This is a genomic window from Streptomyces sp. G5(2025) (genome assembly GCF_049542075.1).
Taxonomy (GTDB): Bacteria; Actinomycetota; Actinomycetes; order Streptomycetales; family Streptomycetaceae; genus Streptomyces.
In genome coordinates, this window is the sequence record NZ_JBMUZT010000006.1 from 4,987,492 (window position 1) to 5,003,246 (window position 15,755).

The following is a 15,755-nucleotide window of genomic DNA, read 5'->3' on the forward strand; positions in this document are numbered from 1 at the left end:
ATAACGGGACACCGAACGCTCCTGCCGGTCCCAGTCGGGGCACGTTCGCTTACGCTGCGGTAAGAGCGCGAATGCCTGCGTGGAAGGCGTCCACCACGTGAACAAGCCGCTCCGCATCATGATATTGCTCGTCGAACCAGAGGGAACCGGTGATCACGCTTCCCGCCAAGTCCACGGTGACGTAAAGGCTCTGTGCGCTCTGCAGTGCCTGGCGCCTAGTGGCGAATCGCATCCCCCGGTCCGGTGCCTCGTGGGTCACATACCGTGCCGAGAGTCCGGGACCGAGCTGCAGCGGTGCATCGGTATTCCTCCTCCTTTGGCCCGCGTCACCGATCGTCCGGAATTCCAGATGCGACAGGCCCGCACGGTAGAACGCCTCGGAGCCGGTCCGTACCGCCGCCTCATCCGCCACAACACTCAGCGGAACGTCGATCGCGTCCCAGGTCTCCAGTATCCGCTCACCCACCTGCCGGGCCAGACCAGAGGGACACCGAGCGCTGAGATCCAGCGGTACCGGCAGCACATTGCACATGAGGCCAATGGCCTGGCGCGACGCAGGCGTCGTACGGCCGTGCATGTACAGCGAGGCGACAAGCCGGTCCCGCTCGTACACGTCGGCCACGCCTCGGGCGAGCAGAGCCAGCAGAGCGTTGTGCGGGGTGGTGCGCTGCTCACGACACCACTGGTTCAGGTTCTCGGTGTCCGCGGAGGACAGCGTCAGCGGGATACCGGCGAACCGCGAAACGAGGGACATCTCGGCCCCGCCGCGGCCGGGCAGAGGCTGCTCCGCGCCGTGCGCCTGCAAAGCACGGGCCAGGTCGGCCGCTCGGCGCCGGTGATCAGCGCGAACCTGGGCGGACTGCTCCCGCTGGATCATGTCCACGTAACTGAACGGCGCGAGTCCGTCGGCGGAAGTTCCACCGCCCGCGCCGATCCGTGCGGCGTAGGCGGCGGCGAGCTGCTGTTGGAAGAGATCGTGGCTGATGGCGTCGACGGCCAGGTGGTGGAACTGTGTCACCAGGTGATGTTCCCCGTGGGCTGCTGACACCAGCGTGTGACGGATCATACGGTCCGTCAGGTCCAGCCGGTGCGCCACCGTGTGCAGCACCTCGGGCTGCCCATCTTCGGAGCCGGCCGACAGCACATTCAGGACGCTCGGCGCCGGCAACAGCCGCTGTCCAGGCCAGGTGGCGTCGGCAGCGGCCCCCGCATGACCAGCCAGGCGCATCCGCAGGGCCTCATGTCGCATCTCGATCTCGGCGAGCGCATCCCTTAGAGCCCCGACGTCGAGAGGCCCGCGCAACACCAAGACGTGCGGAATCTCCAGCGGAGTGGAGTCCCCCGTGTGGCTGCGCATCCAGTGCCAACACCAGTCCTGCCGCGAGGAGGCCGGCAGAATGCCCGGATCAGCTGTTCTGGTTGAGCCGTGCGTCGTGGTCGCCGCTCGAGAGTAAGTGGTCATGGGGTGATGCGTCCTTCCAGGGTGTGCAGTCTCTCCAGATATCGCTCCGGGCTCCCCCCGGCCGCTGCGAAAGGGCGCGTGGCGTAGAGGTGTTGGCCCCGACGCACACCAGCCAGGGAGCCGGGGCCGGTAGTTGGCCCCGGCCATCGACGCGACGAGCCGCTCCAGCGCCGTGACCGCCGTACGGCCAACGCTACGAGCTCTTAGAACGCCAGCTCCTGAACGCACTCCGCGTGACCGTACAGCGACGCGATGGTTTCCTGCAGGTCCAGCGCCTCGGCCGCCGTGACGACACGACCGCCCGGCCGGCCGGCCGCATGGTCGAGGAATCCCCGGATGGCTGCCAGCTCGGGCTGTCGGCTCTCAGCCACGATCACGCCCGAGGAGGTGCGGACCTCCCCCCGCTTCACGTCGAGGACGACCGACTCGCCGTCGGCGCCGACTGCTTCCAACCGCAGGGCCAGGGCTCGGCTCGCCCGGTCGATCCGTACCGTGGCGGGCGTGCCGGCGAACTCCAGCTTGGCGACCACCCGCTCCTCGGCCCCGAGCCGGTCCACCTGGCAGGCGACGGGCCGTGGCTTGCCGAAGACGGCGGTTAGCAGGTCAAGGGCGTGTGACCCAAGGTCCAGAAGTGCCCCACCGCCCGCCCGCGCGGCATCTGTGTACCAGTTCGTCACGGGCCGCCACAGCCGCTGCCCCGCGGTGGTGAAGGTGAGGGTGATGTCATAAGGCCCCTCTGGGAGAGCCTTGACGAAGGACGGCACCAACTCGTGGAAGCGGTAAGGCAGGTTGACGGCCAGTCGCCCGTTCGAGTCCGCCCGTGCGAGCCGACGCGCGTCGGTCACTTCAGCCGCCAGCGGCTTCTCACACAGCACCTGGGCCCCGGCCTCCAACGCCGCCAGCGCGGGCGCCACGTGGGCGTCGTTGGGGCTGCACACCGCCACCAGGTCGGGCCGGCCGACCGTGAGGAACTCCTCCAGGTCCGCAGTGACGAGAACGCCCTCCGCCGCCGCCCTGAGAACGGTGCGGGCACTGTCCACGTCCGGGTCGAAGGCCGCCACCAGAGTGACGTCCTCATCCGCCGTGACAACCGGCAGGTGGTAGCGCTGGAAGACCCGGCCACATCCGACTACCCCGTACCTCAGACTCATCGGCCTGCCCTTCCCGGGACGAGATCAGCAGTCCGGCAGACCTCTTCCACATGGGTGGTGAAGTCCTCGAAGGAGGAGCCGAGATGTTGGGTATCGTAGTCCGACAGAAGCTTTCTCAGATCGGTTACCAACCGCTGCTCGAAGTTCGGCGGGTTGCCGTCGGCGAGGACCAGGCCGTAGTTGATGAAGGTGAGGAACAGCTCGGGCAGGCCGTTACGCCAGGCACGCAGCCGGCTGAGCAGACCGCGGGGGCTCTCTTGGGTGGTACCGCGCAGGAGACGGGCGGCGAGGACGATCTTCTGCGCGACGAACGGAAGAACGTTTTCCTTCCGGTCACTGATCTCCTCGCCGATCAGGCTCCAGGCAGCCCACAGCGCCTCGACCCGTGGGTCTGGCACCTGGTAATCACGCCGTGCGGTGCGCAGAATTTCGAAGGCCGCGCCTTCCAGGCCTTCGATGTCCGCCGGGATCAGCGGCTCCTCGATCTTGTCGTACATCTCCGTGCCGCGAAGCGCGATGGCTCGGTTGATGAGGAAGAACGGGTTGTCCGTCTTGTGGATGCCGGCGGCGACGATGAACCCCAAGTTCTCCCAGAGTTCGTCGAGGCTCGTCTTCGGCTCGATCATGATCCAGCCGGGGTCGAGGCCCAGTCCCTTGCGCTTGAACATCCGGGCGGCATCGAGGTTGTACGAGACCGTGGTGCCCTTCTTGAAGCGCCGCAGCATTCCGGGCGAGCCCGATTCGATACCCAGAAGCGCCGACGCCAGACCGGCGCGGTGCAGCAGGTCCAGAGCTTCGTGGTCGATGAGCCCCGAGTCGACCCGAAATTCGCAATGGAACTGGAACTTCAGGCCTCGCTGGAGCACCGTCTCGGCAAATTCGACGGCATGCGCAAATCCATTGCTGAACGCTCCGCCGAAGTTGTCGTCGTTGAACCAGATGAATCGGGTGCCGAACTCACGCTGTAGGTACTCGATTTCGTCGACGACGTCGCCGGTCGGGCGCATGCGCCAGAAGCCGTCCACCACTCCGGGCTGGCGGGGCGCGTAGCAGAAGGTGCACTTGGCGTGGCAGCCGCGGCTGGTGAACGTAGAAGCCACCGGCGTCGGGATCCCCGCGGCCCGGTGCGCCTCCAGCAGGTCGCGCGCCGGCCAGACCATCTGGGAGAGGTCGGGCAGCACCGGCATGCCACTGGTGCGTATGCGGTCACCGTCGCGGTAGTAGAGGCCCGGCGTCTGCCGCCAGTCGACCCCGGCCGACAGGCGGTCCATGATGCCGACCAGGGTCAGCTCCCCCTCCCCGAAGGCGACACAGTCGGCCTCGGGCACCTGCTCGGCGATCAGCTTGGCGTTGTATGTGCAGAAGGCTCCACCGATGGCGACGAGCGCCTCGGGGTGGGCGATCCGCGCGCACCTGATCAGCCGGATCGCATCGATGATGTGCAGGTCGTACATGATGCTGATGCCGATGAAGCGGGGACGTTCCCGGCGAATCAGGTCGATGATGGCCTCATCGCTGGGGGTGCGACCGTGCAGGTTCATCGACTTGACGGAGTAACCGGCATTGCGGAGATACCCGGTGATGCAAGCGAGCCCCAGATTCTCCCGCACTTTCTCGTAGAAGATCCGCAGGGCCGGGTCGAGCGTGACGTACTCCTCGTCGGTAATCATCACGTTCTGGTTGTTCAGGCTGGCTGTTCCGGTGGTTATCTCGCGTGGAGTCAGTAGAACAACGTCCGTCATTGAAAGTTCGAACCTTCCCGGAAATTGCCCCGCGTAAAGCGGACTTGGATCGTACATAGGAGCCGTTCAGCCCGAACGGCCGGGTATTCACTTGAACTTCGTGATCCGAGGGGACGGGCACGGCCGCTGGGGATGACGGAGCATGGGCGAGGCCACCTGCTGATCATGGTGTTGTGACGCATCCAGATCCTCAGGCGGCCTCCGCGGCCAGCATAGATCCCTTGTCCTTCCAGGGGAAGTTCGACGAGGTCACGGCCGGGTCGGCCCCGGCTCTTCCCTCCGCCGCGAGCCTCGCGCGCACCCGTTAGACTACCTGTGCGGCCTGCTGTCCGACCTGCCGCCAATGCTCTCGGAGTGTGCGGGTTTGTTCCCGTTGGTTACGGGCGAGGGAACCCCAAGATCACTGACAGAGCCGAAGTCGCCTACCGAGAGCGCCTCTTGGCTTCCTCCGATACCGCGTGGTTCCACGACGGCGTCCGCAAAACCGCTGCGCAAGGGCGGCGGAATGTTCATGGCAGAGCGCCGGGAATTCGTCGTGCCGATGACGGTGCCACCCCCTGGCGGGGTCCTTCCTGGAGCGAGTTCTTGAAGGCGCTTCATGGTGGAGACAAGGGGGAGACGGGTGGCGGGCAGTCCCGCAGAGCAGCCATTGCCGGGCATTCTCGGGGAGCGCAATCTCCGTCTGTTCTGCGCTGCTGAGGCCTTCTGCGCCAACTGGTCAACAGTTGCGCGGCGTTCAGATTGTGCGCGTAGGTTTCCGCAGCCCTCTGATGGCCACCGCCTTCTGCACCTTCGGGCTCGGTGCCTTCGCGGTCGCGGTCGCGCTCGCCGTGCAGGCACCGGTGTACGTGATCATGGCTGCCCTGCTGCCGGGAGCCGTGTTGTCCTGGACAATGGTCGCGGGGCTGTCGCCGAATCCGCGGAGCTCCTGCTGGAGTCCCCTCAAGCCCGTCGGAGTAGTGTGATGCGGCACCTGTCAGGCGATCTTGGCCTGCGCTAATGCCACCCGCGGGTCAAAGGCGTGGAAGGGAAGGGAACCGTGATTGATCTGTCTGTCCGTAGAGGTGAATTCACCTCATTGGACTGCATCACGGCTACGTACGGGCACGTATTGGTGACGCTCGGGTACGACCCGAGCGTACTGGGGGCCGACTGGGGCTACCACCCCGTTGAACTACCTGAAAGTGAATGGCCGGTGGAGCGGTTCGCCTTCCATCGGCGGTCGTTTGAGAAGACGCTCCTCGACTGGTACGGAATCAATTCCGAACTCATTCAGCACCAGGACACGAACGCGGTCGAGAAATACCTCCGAGAGCGGCTCGGGCGCAATGAGCCGGTAATCGTCCTCGTGGACGCATTCCACCTCCCGCACAGCTCCAACTATCACCTCCAGCACCACGCGCACCGAATCGTCGTCCATTCGGACGAGGGGCCGGAATTCGCGATCATCGATCGTTATCGGGGGTCGCTGTTCGAGGGTGTCATCGGCGCCCCCGAGCTGCTGTCGGCCATGTCGTCGGAAGCGCTCGCCGAGGGGCGCAGGGGCGATCCGGACTGGCGTAATCGCACGATATGCGTCTCTTCCGGGTCCCCTGGCGATCGGCCGTCGTACGCGACCTCCGCCCACGCCGCCATCGTGCAGAACACCGAACCGGCCGCGACGCTTTCCGGCACGACGGCGCTGCGGACGTGTGCCGGGCAGCTGCGCGCTGCCCCGGAAGCGTACGCCACCCTAAGCCCCGCCGGGATGATCGAGGTCAGCGCCTGGTTCGGAGAGCTCGCCAGCCAACGAGCCCTCAATGCTCGGTTCCTGCGGGCCGCCGTCGCGGCCGGCGTTCCAGGGCTGACCGAAGGCGCCGACGCGGCGGACGACCTGTCCCGCCACTGGGAAAGGACCAGGAACTACTTCTTCCTGCGTTTCCGCACGGGCGTCAGCGCCGTGCTGCGTATATCTGATCTCCTGGAGGAGGCTGCAGCCCTGGAAGCGGACTGGAACGAATCCATCAGGAAAGCCATGCATGGGGCATCAGCGGACGTATCGCCCGGGAAGTCGGGTCAATGACGGGCTTGCGGTAGCCGCCGTCGACCCAGACCCTGCGGATTGCGGGATGGGTGGCGGCTATCCGGTCGAGCAGGGTGTTGCCGGCCACGGCGTCCTGCACGTCGGCTCGGTCAACTCCCAGCGGGCCTCCGCATCGGCAAGCACGGTCAACCTCTCCAGGCAGGACAGGGGCCCCTGGCCGAGGCGACGGCGGACCACAAGGGCTCCGTCACAGCCAGCCAGTCAGCGACCGCAGGAACTCGTCGAGGTGATCCCGGTGGATGGTGTGGCTCGCGCCGGGCACGGTGCGTACCTCGAATCCCCGGCACACCATCTCCTCCCGCATTTCGGAGCTGACGAGCGTGCTGGGATCCGACAGCTGTACGAGAGAGGGGACGAGAGGTGCCTTGGGGGTGTGATCCATCATGCGGTAAGAGCTCAGTGCGTGCGCGGTCTTCTCGTCCCATGCCTCCAGCGCACGCGTCTCCTCCGTCACGCGCTCGGCGTCCCAGTCCGGCCGGAAACTCCTGACCAGGAACCGGGGGGCACGCTTGAACAAGGCGAAGGCCGCGGGGTCGAGCGTGCCGTGCGGCCCCCCGAGCCGCCACGCGGGCTCGGAGTAGACGACGCGTGAGGGCCTCAGCCTCTCCACGACGAGGGCGAGGGCGAGGGCGCCCAGCGAGTGCCCCAGCGCGAGCTCGGCACCTGCGGGCAACGTCTCAGCCAGGTCCTCCGCGAAGAGCTCCGGCGCGTACCCGCCGCGACCGCTGCGTCCGTGCCCTCGCAGGTCGACGGCGACGACGCGGTAGCCCCTGTCCGCCAGTACGGGGCCCACCTCGTGCCAGGTACGGTGGTCGGCCATGAGCCCGTGGACGAGGAGGGCCACTCGCCCCCCGTCTCCCCAAGTCGCCGTGTGCAGGCGCATCCTGTGGACCCTACTCAGCCGGACTGCTGAGATCCTCGCGGGCCGCGGCAGCGAGTTCCCGTACGGCTTTGGCGGAGTCCGCCGATACCCAGACACGCTCGGCGAATCCGGCCGTCGGATCCGCCTCCATGAGCTTGCGGCCGTAGCGGCCAATGCGGTTCGCCACCGTCTCCAAGACCTGGAGACGGTACGGCCACAACGACTCACGTTTGGCTTCGGCGGACTGGGGTGAGCCCGGAATGAGTACAGGGGTGAGGGTAGGCCCTCCCATGCGCTCGGACAGCCGGCCGGTGTCGACCACGGCGTCGGTGAACAGGGAGTAGGGCATGTCCTCGTAGAACACCACCCGTTCCGGCTCCACGGACTTGTTCGCCACCAGTTCACAGACTGCCTCGCGAACCAAGAGATGGTCGACGTGACCGCCGACGGCAAGCGGTGCCAGAACGAGGGAGCCGTCGGAAAGTTCGCGGTCCAGGTCGTCCGTGATCCGCTCGAAGAGCTCCGGTTCCGTGCTCCGGACTTCGTCCGCGGCATCCGCGCCCAGCAGGAACCCCTCACGCCACGCAGGGCGGTTGGCGCCGTCCAGGTGTCCCAGCAGGGTGAGGTCCGCGCCGAGCACGTGACAGGCCACCCGTTCTTCCTCGATCAGCAGACGAGAGGCGAGCTCTGGACGGTCCTGGTAGTACGGGACGCGTGTCCAGGTCTCGTGGGAGAACACATCGACCACGCGTCCCCCGAAACGGAACACCGTGCTGCCCAGCGCCAGTTGTGCGTCATCCGGATGGGGCGAGACGAACGTCAAGGAGAAGGCGGACGCCGGCCGCGGCGACGGAGCGGCGACCACGAGTCCCGCCGCATGCCAGCGGCCGATCAGCTCACGGTCTGCGGGGCCCCAGGACTCAAGGGGGCGGGTGCCGTCGCATCCGGACCACAGGTCCGCCGCGGAGGAGGGAAACGCTGCCGGGTCGACCTCACCGCCGAGGAAGTGCGCCGTCGAGTCGCCGAGCTCCATGTGTGGCAGCCTCGTGGGCCTGTCGGTCAGCGCAAGGGCCTTCGGCAACCGCCTGGACAGGGACATGGCGGGAGGCTGTGACATGGGCAGGAGTATGGCACGACACCCGCATGAAATGATGATCGGAGGAGTGTGGCGTGGCCCTCTCCGGCACATCGGGAAGGGTTGGATCAACATGTACATACTTGCCTGGGCGCTCACCGAGGACGCCCTCGCCTCATTGCGTGAGGCATGTGACCGCACCGGACTGCCGCTGGAGTGCCCTTCGGCGGACGCCGAGCTGGGAGAGCCCCTCGTGCTCCGCGAGGATCTGCTGGGCGCGTTCGTCTCTTCGACCACACCTCTGCCCGCGCCCCTGTCCGCCGAGGACATCAGTCGTACCGGCGCCTATGTCGTGAGCGTGCATCACGCTCCCACGCCCGGAGACATGCTGACGGCGTTTCACTCTGGGTCCAGCTTCGCCATGTCCGAACCGCTTGGCGCCTCCCGGCTGACCTCCTTCCTGACGTATCTGCGCGATGTTGCCGCCCCGCAGTCGACCCAGGTCCTGGACCTCGACTCGTCCGATGTACTCGCCACGCCGTCCGCCACCGTCCAACTCTCCCCTGCCGAGGGGAAGGCCCTGCGTGCGCTGAGCACCCGCAGGGCGGTGATCGTTCCTCGTCCCGAGCTGATGCGCCTCGCCGGCGAGGATCCCCGCGACCTCGTCCAGGCCCTGCAGAAGCGGTTCCGCGAGGTCGGCTCGGGCGCCCAGATCCTCAAGGTGCCGCACATGGGCTTCCGGCTGGTCGGTGAAGTCCGCCTGAAGAGCAATCCGTGACGGAACCCAGCAGCCGTCCGCGCGTCGTAGAGACCTGGTGGGCCCGCCTCGCCGACGGACACGATGGGCTTGTCGGGATGCTCGACCCCGTGGAGCGGGCGAGATACGAGGCCACCCTCGACTCCGGCGACAGACGACGGTTCCTGCTGGGTTGCTCCATGAGCCGTATCGGTCTCGGCGACCGGCTCGGCATGCCGCCCGGCGATGTGCCCCTGAAGCGGGTCTGCCCGCGTTGCGGCGGGCCGCACGGCAAGGTGGTTCTCGACCTCCCGGCGACCTCCCCCGACACCGACCTCCGCTTCTCCGTCACGCACAGCGGCGACACGGTCGGCGTGGCCTTCGGCCAGGGTGCCGAGGTCGGCCTGGATGTCGAGGAGACCGACCACATGCGGAACTTGAAGGTCCTTGCTCCGAGAGTCCTGTCGGAGACCGAACGGGCCGACCTGTTCGGCCAGCCACCTGCCGAACGACCTCAGGCGTTCCTGCGCTACTGGACGCGCAAGGAGGCCGTGCTGAAGTGCTGGGGTACAGGCCTGCACGTGCCGCTCCACCGCTTGGAGGTCTCCGCCCCCGAGCGGGACCCCGAGGTCCTCGGGTGGCCGGACCAGCCCGACCTGCCCCGCGACGTGCGCCTGATCGATATGCTGGTCGGCGGGCTGCATCCCGCGACGGTCTGTCTCAGCGGAAGCGAAGACGTCATGCTCCTGGAAAGGGACGCAGGCCCCGTCCTGCGGCAGCACGTTGCACGTTGAGAGTGAGAATGGGGCCGTGGCATAGGCGGGGGGGCTCTGACTCACTCACGGAGCGGCTCTCGTGCACTGATCGAGCGGGCCTTAGCGCAGTTCCGCCACCGTCCGGCCGTCCGGTGCCCGCGACCGATGTTCGTACAGAAGCCAGAACACGTGCTCAACGAGCTCGTGCGGGACATCGAGCACGGCTCGGTACGGAGCCGACAGGGCCCCTCGGGTTGCCGCTGTGGTGAGTGAGATCACCACGCCGACGATGAGGGGCCCTGCCTCGTTACCAAGCCTTTCGACCAGCCCATTTCATCCTGCAGAGCAGGATGAAAGAGGTTCAGTGAGAGATCCTTTATCCGCTGGGCCGGATGACCTTTCCCGTCTCGGTCGTTGCCAGCGTCGACACCGCCTTGAAGACGTGCGGAAGACGAGGTGGCGAGAGCCGCTCGGCACAGTGACGCTCCAGCTCGACCAGGTCGACGGAGTCCGGCGTGACGATCGCGTTTATTCGCTGCCCAAGATATTCATCGATCACACCATGCACCAGACAGGAGCGGACTGCGGGAAACCCGAGAATGACCGCCTCGATCTCCTCGGGGCTCACCTTCGCGCCCGCGACGTTGATGCAGTTGGAAACTCTGCCCACCAACACCAGCCCGTCCTGGGTGATCCGGCCGAGGTCTCCAGTAACGAATCCCGGTCCGGTGACGGCGTCGGTATCGAGTCTGGCCCCGTCGGCATACCCCAGCATCGCCATCGGGGAGGAGACCGTGACCAGGCCGGTGTCCGGCGCGGCTGCCGCCCCATCGGCGGACGGGTCCCGCGCCAGCCGGACCGCCACACCCGGCAGTGTCGGGCCAAGTGAGCGAAGCACGACATCCGGCGAGGTAGGCGCGGCCACGCAGATGGGCCCGGTCTCGGTCGTCCCGTAGACCTGTCCCAGTCGGGCCCGCAGTACCGTGTCCACCATCTCGGCGGTGCGCTGGTCGACCGGCATACCGGCCGTCATCAACCGGGCCTCGCTTGCGCCCGAACGCGCCCTGGACGCCTTGGCGAGCACTCGCAGCATGGGCGGCACCAGCGGCACCAGGCAGGCACCGGCGGCATCCATGTGATTGAGCAGCGAGCGGGGCCGGTCGGCCGGGACGTACCGGACTGGCGTCCCCGACAGTGTTGCGGCGAGGACGCACAACCCAAAGCCGTACGCGTGATGGAGCGGGACCGGGCAGAGGATCGTCTCATCCGGCGTCAGGCCGAGCACGGCCGAGTAGGCCTCTGCCTCCACGGCCAGTGCGTCGGCCGGACGTAGCGCTAGTCGCTGCCGCCCGGTGGTTCCCGACGTGAGCTGCCCGCTGGCCGCGCCGTGGTTGTCCACGACGGTGTGCTGGGCGCAGGAACTGAGCCGCCGAGGTCCGATCAAGGCCCGGACCTGGCCCAGACGAAGCGGAGAGTCTTCGGCGGCGGCGAGGTGGGTCAGGCTGGCCACCGCATCCAGGCGGTCCAGCTCCCACGGGCTCACCCGGCGCGGCAGCGGAACCACGACCGCTCCCAGTCCCAGGACCGCGAAGACATCGGTGATGAACTCCAGTGGCGGCCACGCCACGGCGCCGACGCGCTGGGCCTCCTGGACACCCGCCCGCCAGTACGCATCCATCTTGGACCGTATGAGCGCGGCGACTTCGGCGCCGGTGGCGGCGTGTACGCCGTCGTCGATGAGCATCCGCTCGCCGTGCCGGTCCGCCCGTGCGCACACCATGGCAGCCAGGCGGGCGCCCTCCGGTCCGCTGTTGGACGGAGTCACGTTCACCGGCGCAGACCCGACAGCGCCAGTCGCAGCGTGGCGACCACCTTGGCGAGGTCGTCGCGAGTGTGCGCGGTGCTCAGGAACCACGGCTCGAGCGGGTTGGGGTGGAAGTAGATGCCGAGCGTCTGCGCGGCCATCTGCAGCTGGCGGTGACCGTCGAAGTCGATCGCCGCCATTACCTCTCGCAGCGGGGCGGAAGGATCGACCGGACGGGTCAGCAACGCGACCGACATGAGGCTGCCGGCGCGCTGCACGAGCACGTGCCGGTCCTCGGCGGCGAACGCCTCCTGGATCTGGCCCTGGGCGTACTCTCCGAGGGCTTCGAGGTCCGCATACACCTGCGGCCGCCGGCGAATCTTCTCCAGCGTGCTGACCACCGCGCGGACCGACGCGTGATTGCCCGCGTAAACGCCGGCGTGCAGTGCCTTGTTCTCGGCGAGCAGCGCCATCACCTCGCGGCTGCCGCCGAACGCGGCGACCGGTATTCCGCCGCCGAGAACCTTGGACAGGATCGTCAGATCCGGCGTCACCTCGTACCGCTGCTGGGCACCACCGAGTGCCACCCGGAACCCGGTGATGACCTCGTCAAAGATCAGGATGCTGCCATGGCGCTTGGTGATTTCGCGCAGCCGGCCGAGGTAGCCCGGCATCGGAGGGACCACCCCTGAATTGCCCATGACCGGCTCGGCGATGACGGCGGCGATCCGGTCGCCATGGCTGGCGAAGACCTCTTCCAGGGCGTCGGGGTCGTTCCACGGTATCTGCAGGGTGCTGTTCAGCGCCTCTGGAATCATGCCGAGCGCGCCGGGGGCGGGCGGGCCGTCGCCCTGGCGGCTCGGCTCGGAGCCGAGCTTTCCGGCTCGCAGCACCGTTTCGCTCCACCCGTGGTAGTGCCCCTCGAACGTCAGCAACAGGGGCCGCTCAGTCGTGGCGCGGGCCAGGCGGATGGCCGAAGTAATGGCTTCCGTACCCGAGTTGGCGAATCGGACCTGCTCGATCGACGGCGTGAGTTCGGTGATGAGTTCACCGGCCCTGTAGTCGAGCTCATGGGGAAACCCCGTCATATGGCCATTGCGGAACTGCTCGGCGACGTCGTCGAGCACCTCGTGATCCGCGTAGCCGAACAAGTGTGGACCGTAGCCCATGTTGAGATCGATGAGCATGTTGCCCTCGACGTCCCACAGCCGACAGCCTTCGGCACGCCGCACCACCAGCGGGCGGGGGATCGCCACCGCGCGCATCGTGCTGCTCACCCCACCGGCGACCACCGCGGAGATCCTGCGGTAGGTCTCTTCGTTGGTGATTTGCTTGGTTTGGTGGTCGTTCAAAGTGGGCCTCCTAAGTACTCAAATGTGCCGCGAGGGTCTCGAGTGGAATGTCTCCGCAGAGAAAGTCGCCGACCAACGCAAGTGGCGGCCGACCCTGGCGCTCGGCAACGGTACGCCAGAACGCAGGCAGCACTTGACTGACGTCTCCCCTGGCCAGCGGCAGGTGGTACGCCGTCGCGTCGATCGACGTGAACTGGGCGCCGGCCGTCATGAGGCGCAGCCCGAGCTCGAGGTCTTCGCCACCCCATCGACGGTCGTAGTGCGTGTCGAAGCCATTCACTTTCTCGAACAACGCCCGCGGCATGCTGGTGTTGGTGCCGATGCACAGCAGCCAGCGCAGCGACTCGTACCGATCGTCGGCCACCACGGCCTGTGCGGTCCGCTCAATGAATGATCGGCGTGGACCCAGCCGTCGCGCCGCGAGTGGGAGGTTTCCGAGATCTTCCAGCGCGAGATGCCTGTCCCGCAGGCCGGTCAGGCGGCGGGCCGGTGGCACTGGCTCTGCGGCGGAGGTGAAGGCAGTGAGGTCGATGACGACTCCGTGCGCGACGGTGACCTCGTTCCGGCTATGGGCCTGTATGTGCCGTTCGATCACGAGATCGTCGGCCACGGTGTCGTCGTCGAGGAAGAGAAGGAGCTGTCCGCGCGCCGCTCGCGCTCCGGCGTTACGCGCGCTCGCCGCCCCCAATCCGCCGGTGTGGATGGTGCGCAGGGGAAGTGGCCGGTCGAGCGAATCCGTCACATCGGCGATGGTGCGGTGGTCGGCGCTGTCGTCCACAACTATGACGTCGAACTGATCCGAGGTTATCTGCCGGCACAGCGCGGACAGGGTGAGAAAGAGGCGGGTGGGGCGGCCGACGCTGGGTATCACGACACTGACTGCCGGTTTGTCAGTCGATGTCACCATTTCAACCCCGATGCGACAAGCATTAGCTACACCCCATGTCAGCAGATCGGCATTACTGTATACCGCGCCTCTCTCCATCAGCCACCGGTGATGCCCCTGACCTTGCCTTTTGAGCGGCTGTTGTCTTTCCGGGCTCGAGGGCTGCGGTGGAGACCCTGCAGTTGACGGTGACTCGCCTGCTGGCGCGGGGATGGGCGGTAGAGCCGGGACGGTTCATTCATCCACCGCTTGGGTAGCGCCCGGGCGGCGGCGCGATCCCCGGGTCGACCCGCTCAACTCCACGGCAGATAGCAATACTTGGACAGCACGAAGCTCCGGAGACACGAAAACGCCCCAGCCACTTTCACCTCTCCTTTCCGACGCGGCACACCAGGCTTCGCAACTCTCATAAGTTGTTGCGGAGTTGAGGGGGAAGCTAATTCCAATTCCCGGTTTGGGGTGGATAACGCAGCCTGGTCACACGCGGTCCAGGACCGCGGCCATGTCGAGTACGTCGACAGCAAGTTCGGCACGGGGGCGGGTACGCCATCGAGTATCCGATGATTTCGCGTGTGGCCAGGTCGAGCCAGCTCGCCTCTCTGATCACCCTCCCGCTGCGGCCTCGCGCAGGGCCTTGACCAGGTGGCTGACATCGTCGTCCGTCATTGTGGCACCGAGGCTGACGGTCACGGACCGGCCGAGGATCGCCTCGCTGGTACGCAGCCTGCCGCTGGCGTCCCATTCGGTGCCCCAGGCCGTGCGCCCGGCACGGACGGCTGGGTTCTGGTGCACCAGTCGCCCCTGGTACAGCGTGCCTGCGGGGATACCCGCGGCCGTGAGACTGGTGACGACGCGGCGGGCTGCCAGACGGTTTTCCAACAGCAGCGTGATGTCGCCGCCGCTGCCGTCCTCGTCGGGCAGACGGCGCCATTCGAGGTCCAGGTCCGACAGCTGCTCGCGGACGTGCCGGGCGATGTCGCGCAGCCGTGTCAGCATGGGGGCGAGCCGCTCCAGCTGCACGGACAGCACGGCGCCCGCGATCTCGGTCATGCGCAGGTTGGCGCCGAGGCACGTGCTGCCCCTCGCGTCCCGTTCAGCCCCATGCGAGGTGGTGAACTGGCCGCCCTGGTCCTGGTAACACACGACCCGGTCAAAGATTTCAGGGTCGCCGGTGATGACCGCCCCGCCCTCTCCGGCGGTGATGTTCTTCTCCAGCTGGAAGCTGAACGCTCCCGCGTCGCCGATCGTGCCGACCGGACGGCCCCGATACGTCACGCCGCACGCCTGGGCGGCATCCTCCAGGACGCGCAGACCGTGCTTGCGTGCGACCTCCAGGATCGGGTCCATGTCCGCTGCCGCGTTGCCCAGATGGACCGGCATGACCGCGAAGGTGCGCTCGTTGACAAGGTGTTCAAAGGCCGTCGGGTCCAGGGTCAGCGACTCATCGATGTCCGCGAAGACGGGAATGCCCCGTGCGGCCACCACGGCGTTGACACAGCCGATGAAAGTGGCGGAGGGCACGATCACCTCGGCGCCGGCGGGTATCCCCATACCAATGAGGGCGCAGGTCAGCGCGGCGGTACCGGAGGACAGCCCGACGGCGTGCGGCGAATGGTGGAAGGCCGCGAAGCTGTCCTCAAACCGCTCGACGCGTCGTTGGAGGGCCGGCCCGTAGTAGCGGAAGAGGGAGCGGCTCTCCAGAACTTCCAGTGCTGCCTGCTTCTCGTCCTGGCACCACAACGCCAGCCCTCGCGAGGGCTCATAGCGCGGGCGCACGGGAAGGGTGATCGACGTCATGAAGACTATTTCTCCGGTTGAGGACGGAATGAGACGGACGGCGCGGGGCG

At 67.1% G+C, this 15,755-nt stretch carries 13 protein-coding genes and 1 pseudogene; 4 read left to right on the forward strand and 10 right to left on the reverse strand.

The genetic code is table 11. The annotated features are described in order from the left end of the window. Nucleotides 1–49: 49 nt before the first annotated feature. The 3 genes from ACOBQB_RS33610 to ACOBQB_RS33620 all read right to left on the reverse strand — a co-directional run bounded on the left by ACOBQB_RS33610 (nt 50) and on the right by ACOBQB_RS33620 (nt 4,355). Nucleotides 50–1,462 carry a condensation domain-containing protein gene (locus tag ACOBQB_RS33610; protein WP_423597178.1) on the reverse strand — a complete coding sequence of 471 codons (1,413 nt, stop codon included), beginning with the start codon at nt 1,460–1,462 and terminating at the stop codon, nt 50–52. A 203-nt stretch (nt 1,463–1,665) separates the two neighbouring features. Further along, entirely contained in the window at nt 1,666–2,613 is a 948-nt protein-coding gene (locus ACOBQB_RS33615; RefSeq protein WP_423597180.1) for a Gfo/Idh/MocA family protein, read from the reverse strand. Further along, nucleotides 2,610–4,355, reverse strand: coding sequence for a B12-binding domain-containing radical SAM protein (locus ACOBQB_RS33620; protein WP_423597182.1), 1,746 nt, complete (start codon nt 4,353–4,355; stop codon nt 2,610–2,612). The genes ACOBQB_RS33615 and ACOBQB_RS33620 overlap by 4 nt, the downstream gene beginning before the upstream one ends. A gap of 770 nt (nt 4,356–5,125) precedes the next feature. Between ACOBQB_RS33620 and ACOBQB_RS33625 the strand changes: the two genes are divergently transcribed. Continuing rightward, on the forward strand, nt 5,126–5,320 hold the full coding sequence (locus ACOBQB_RS33625; RefSeq protein ID WP_423597184.1) for a hypothetical protein: 195 nt from the start codon (nt 5,126–5,128) through the stop codon (nt 5,318–5,320). A 74-nt stretch (nt 5,321–5,394) separates the two neighbouring features. Then, complete coding sequence (locus tag ACOBQB_RS33630; RefSeq protein ID WP_423597186.1) at nt 5,395–6,417, forward strand: BtrH N-terminal domain-containing protein; 1,023 nt, start codon at nt 5,395–5,397, stop codon at nt 6,415–6,417. A 208-nt stretch (nt 6,418–6,625) separates the two neighbouring features. On the opposite strand, the gene ACOBQB_RS33635 is transcribed toward ACOBQB_RS33630, so the two are convergent. Both ACOBQB_RS33635 and ACOBQB_RS33640 read right to left on the reverse strand, forming a co-directional pair. Continuing rightward, on the reverse strand, nt 6,626–7,321 hold the full coding sequence (locus tag ACOBQB_RS33635) for an alpha/beta fold hydrolase (protein ID WP_423597188.1): 696 nt from the start codon (nt 7,319–7,321) through the stop codon (nt 6,626–6,628). 10 nt (nt 7,322–7,331) lie between these two features. Then, nucleotides 7,332–8,417 carry a PIG-L deacetylase family protein gene (locus ACOBQB_RS33640; RefSeq protein WP_423597190.1) on the reverse strand — a complete coding sequence of 362 codons (1,086 nt, stop codon included), beginning with the start codon at nt 8,415–8,417 and terminating at the stop codon, nt 7,332–7,334. 91 nt (nt 8,418–8,508) lie between these two features. On the opposite strand from ACOBQB_RS33640, the gene ACOBQB_RS33645 reads away from it, so the two are divergent. Continuing rightward, nucleotides 8,509–9,153 carry a hypothetical protein gene (locus ACOBQB_RS33645; RefSeq protein WP_423597192.1) on the forward strand — a complete coding sequence of 215 codons (645 nt, stop codon included), beginning with the start codon at nt 8,509–8,511 and terminating at the stop codon, nt 9,151–9,153. Then, nucleotides 9,150–9,905: a 4'-phosphopantetheinyl transferase family protein gene (locus ACOBQB_RS33650; protein ID WP_423597193.1), complete on the forward strand. Its 756-nt coding sequence runs from the start codon at nt 9,150–9,152 to the stop codon at nt 9,903–9,905. The genes ACOBQB_RS33645 and ACOBQB_RS33650 overlap by 4 nt, the downstream gene beginning before the upstream one ends. 123 nt (nt 9,906–10,028) lie before the next feature. On the opposite strand, the pseudogene ACOBQB_RS33655 reads toward ACOBQB_RS33650, so the two are convergent. The 5 genes and pseudogenes from ACOBQB_RS33655 to ACOBQB_RS33675 all read right to left on the reverse strand — a co-directional run. Further along, nucleotides 10,029–10,148: pseudogene (locus ACOBQB_RS33655) on the reverse strand (IS5/IS1182 family transposase); the annotation flags it as partial. A 94-nt stretch (nt 10,149–10,242) separates the two neighbouring features. Beyond that, nucleotides 10,243–11,646, reverse strand: coding sequence for a class I adenylate-forming enzyme family protein (locus ACOBQB_RS33660; RefSeq protein ID WP_423598935.1), 1,404 nt, complete (start codon nt 11,644–11,646; stop codon nt 10,243–10,245). Between the two features lie 47 nt (nt 11,647–11,693). Next, complete coding sequence (locus ACOBQB_RS33665) at nt 11,694–13,022, reverse strand: aspartate aminotransferase family protein (protein ID WP_423597195.1); 1,329 nt, start codon at nt 13,020–13,022, stop codon at nt 11,694–11,696. A gap of 10 nt (nt 13,023–13,032) precedes the next feature. After that, nucleotides 13,033–13,929 carry a glycosyltransferase gene (locus ACOBQB_RS33670; RefSeq protein WP_423597197.1) on the reverse strand — a complete coding sequence of 299 codons (897 nt, stop codon included), beginning with the start codon at nt 13,927–13,929 and terminating at the stop codon, nt 13,033–13,035. 582 nt (nt 13,930–14,511) lie between these two features. Next, nucleotides 14,512–15,705 carry a DegT/DnrJ/EryC1/StrS family aminotransferase gene (locus ACOBQB_RS33675; protein WP_423597199.1) on the reverse strand — a complete coding sequence of 398 codons (1,194 nt, stop codon included), beginning with the start codon at nt 15,703–15,705 and terminating at the stop codon, nt 14,512–14,514. Nucleotides 15,706–15,755: the final 50 nt, after the last annotated feature.

Bases quoted from the DNA above. Each gene is read 5' to 3' on its own strand.
- ACOBQB_RS33610 (WP_423597178.1), bottom strand. From the start codon at position 1,462: ATGACCACTTACTCTCGAGCGGCGACCACGACGCACGGCTCAACCAGA.
- ACOBQB_RS33615 (WP_423597180.1), bottom strand. From the start codon at position 2,613: ATGAGTCTGAGGTACGGGGTAGTCGGATGTGGCCGGGTCTTCCAGCGC.
- ACOBQB_RS33620 (WP_423597182.1), bottom strand. From the start codon at position 4,355: ATGACGGACGTTGTTCTACTGACTCCACGCGAGATAACCACCGGAACA.
- ACOBQB_RS33625 (WP_423597184.1), top strand. From the start codon at position 5,126: ATGGCCACCGCCTTCTGCACCTTCGGGCTCGGTGCCTTCGCGGTCGCG.
- ACOBQB_RS33635 (WP_423597188.1), bottom strand. From the start codon at position 7,321: ATGCGCCTGCACACGGCGACTTGGGGAGACGGGGGGCGAGTGGCCCTC.
- ACOBQB_RS33640 (WP_423597190.1), bottom strand. From the start codon at position 8,417: ATGTCACAGCCTCCCGCCATGTCCCTGTCCAGGCGGTTGCCGAAGGCC.
- ACOBQB_RS33645 (WP_423597192.1), top strand. From the start codon at position 8,509: ATGTACATACTTGCCTGGGCGCTCACCGAGGACGCCCTCGCCTCATTG.
- ACOBQB_RS33660 (WP_423598935.1), bottom strand. From the start codon at position 11,646: ATGGTGTGCGCACGGGCGGACCGGCACGGCGAGCGGATGCTCATCGAC.
- ACOBQB_RS33670 (WP_423597197.1), bottom strand. From the start codon at position 13,929: ATGGTGACATCGACTGACAAACCGGCAGTCAGTGTCGTGATACCCAGC.
- ACOBQB_RS33675 (WP_423597199.1), bottom strand. From the start codon at position 15,705: ATGACGTCGATCACCCTTCCCGTGCGCCCGCGCTATGAGCCCTCGCGA.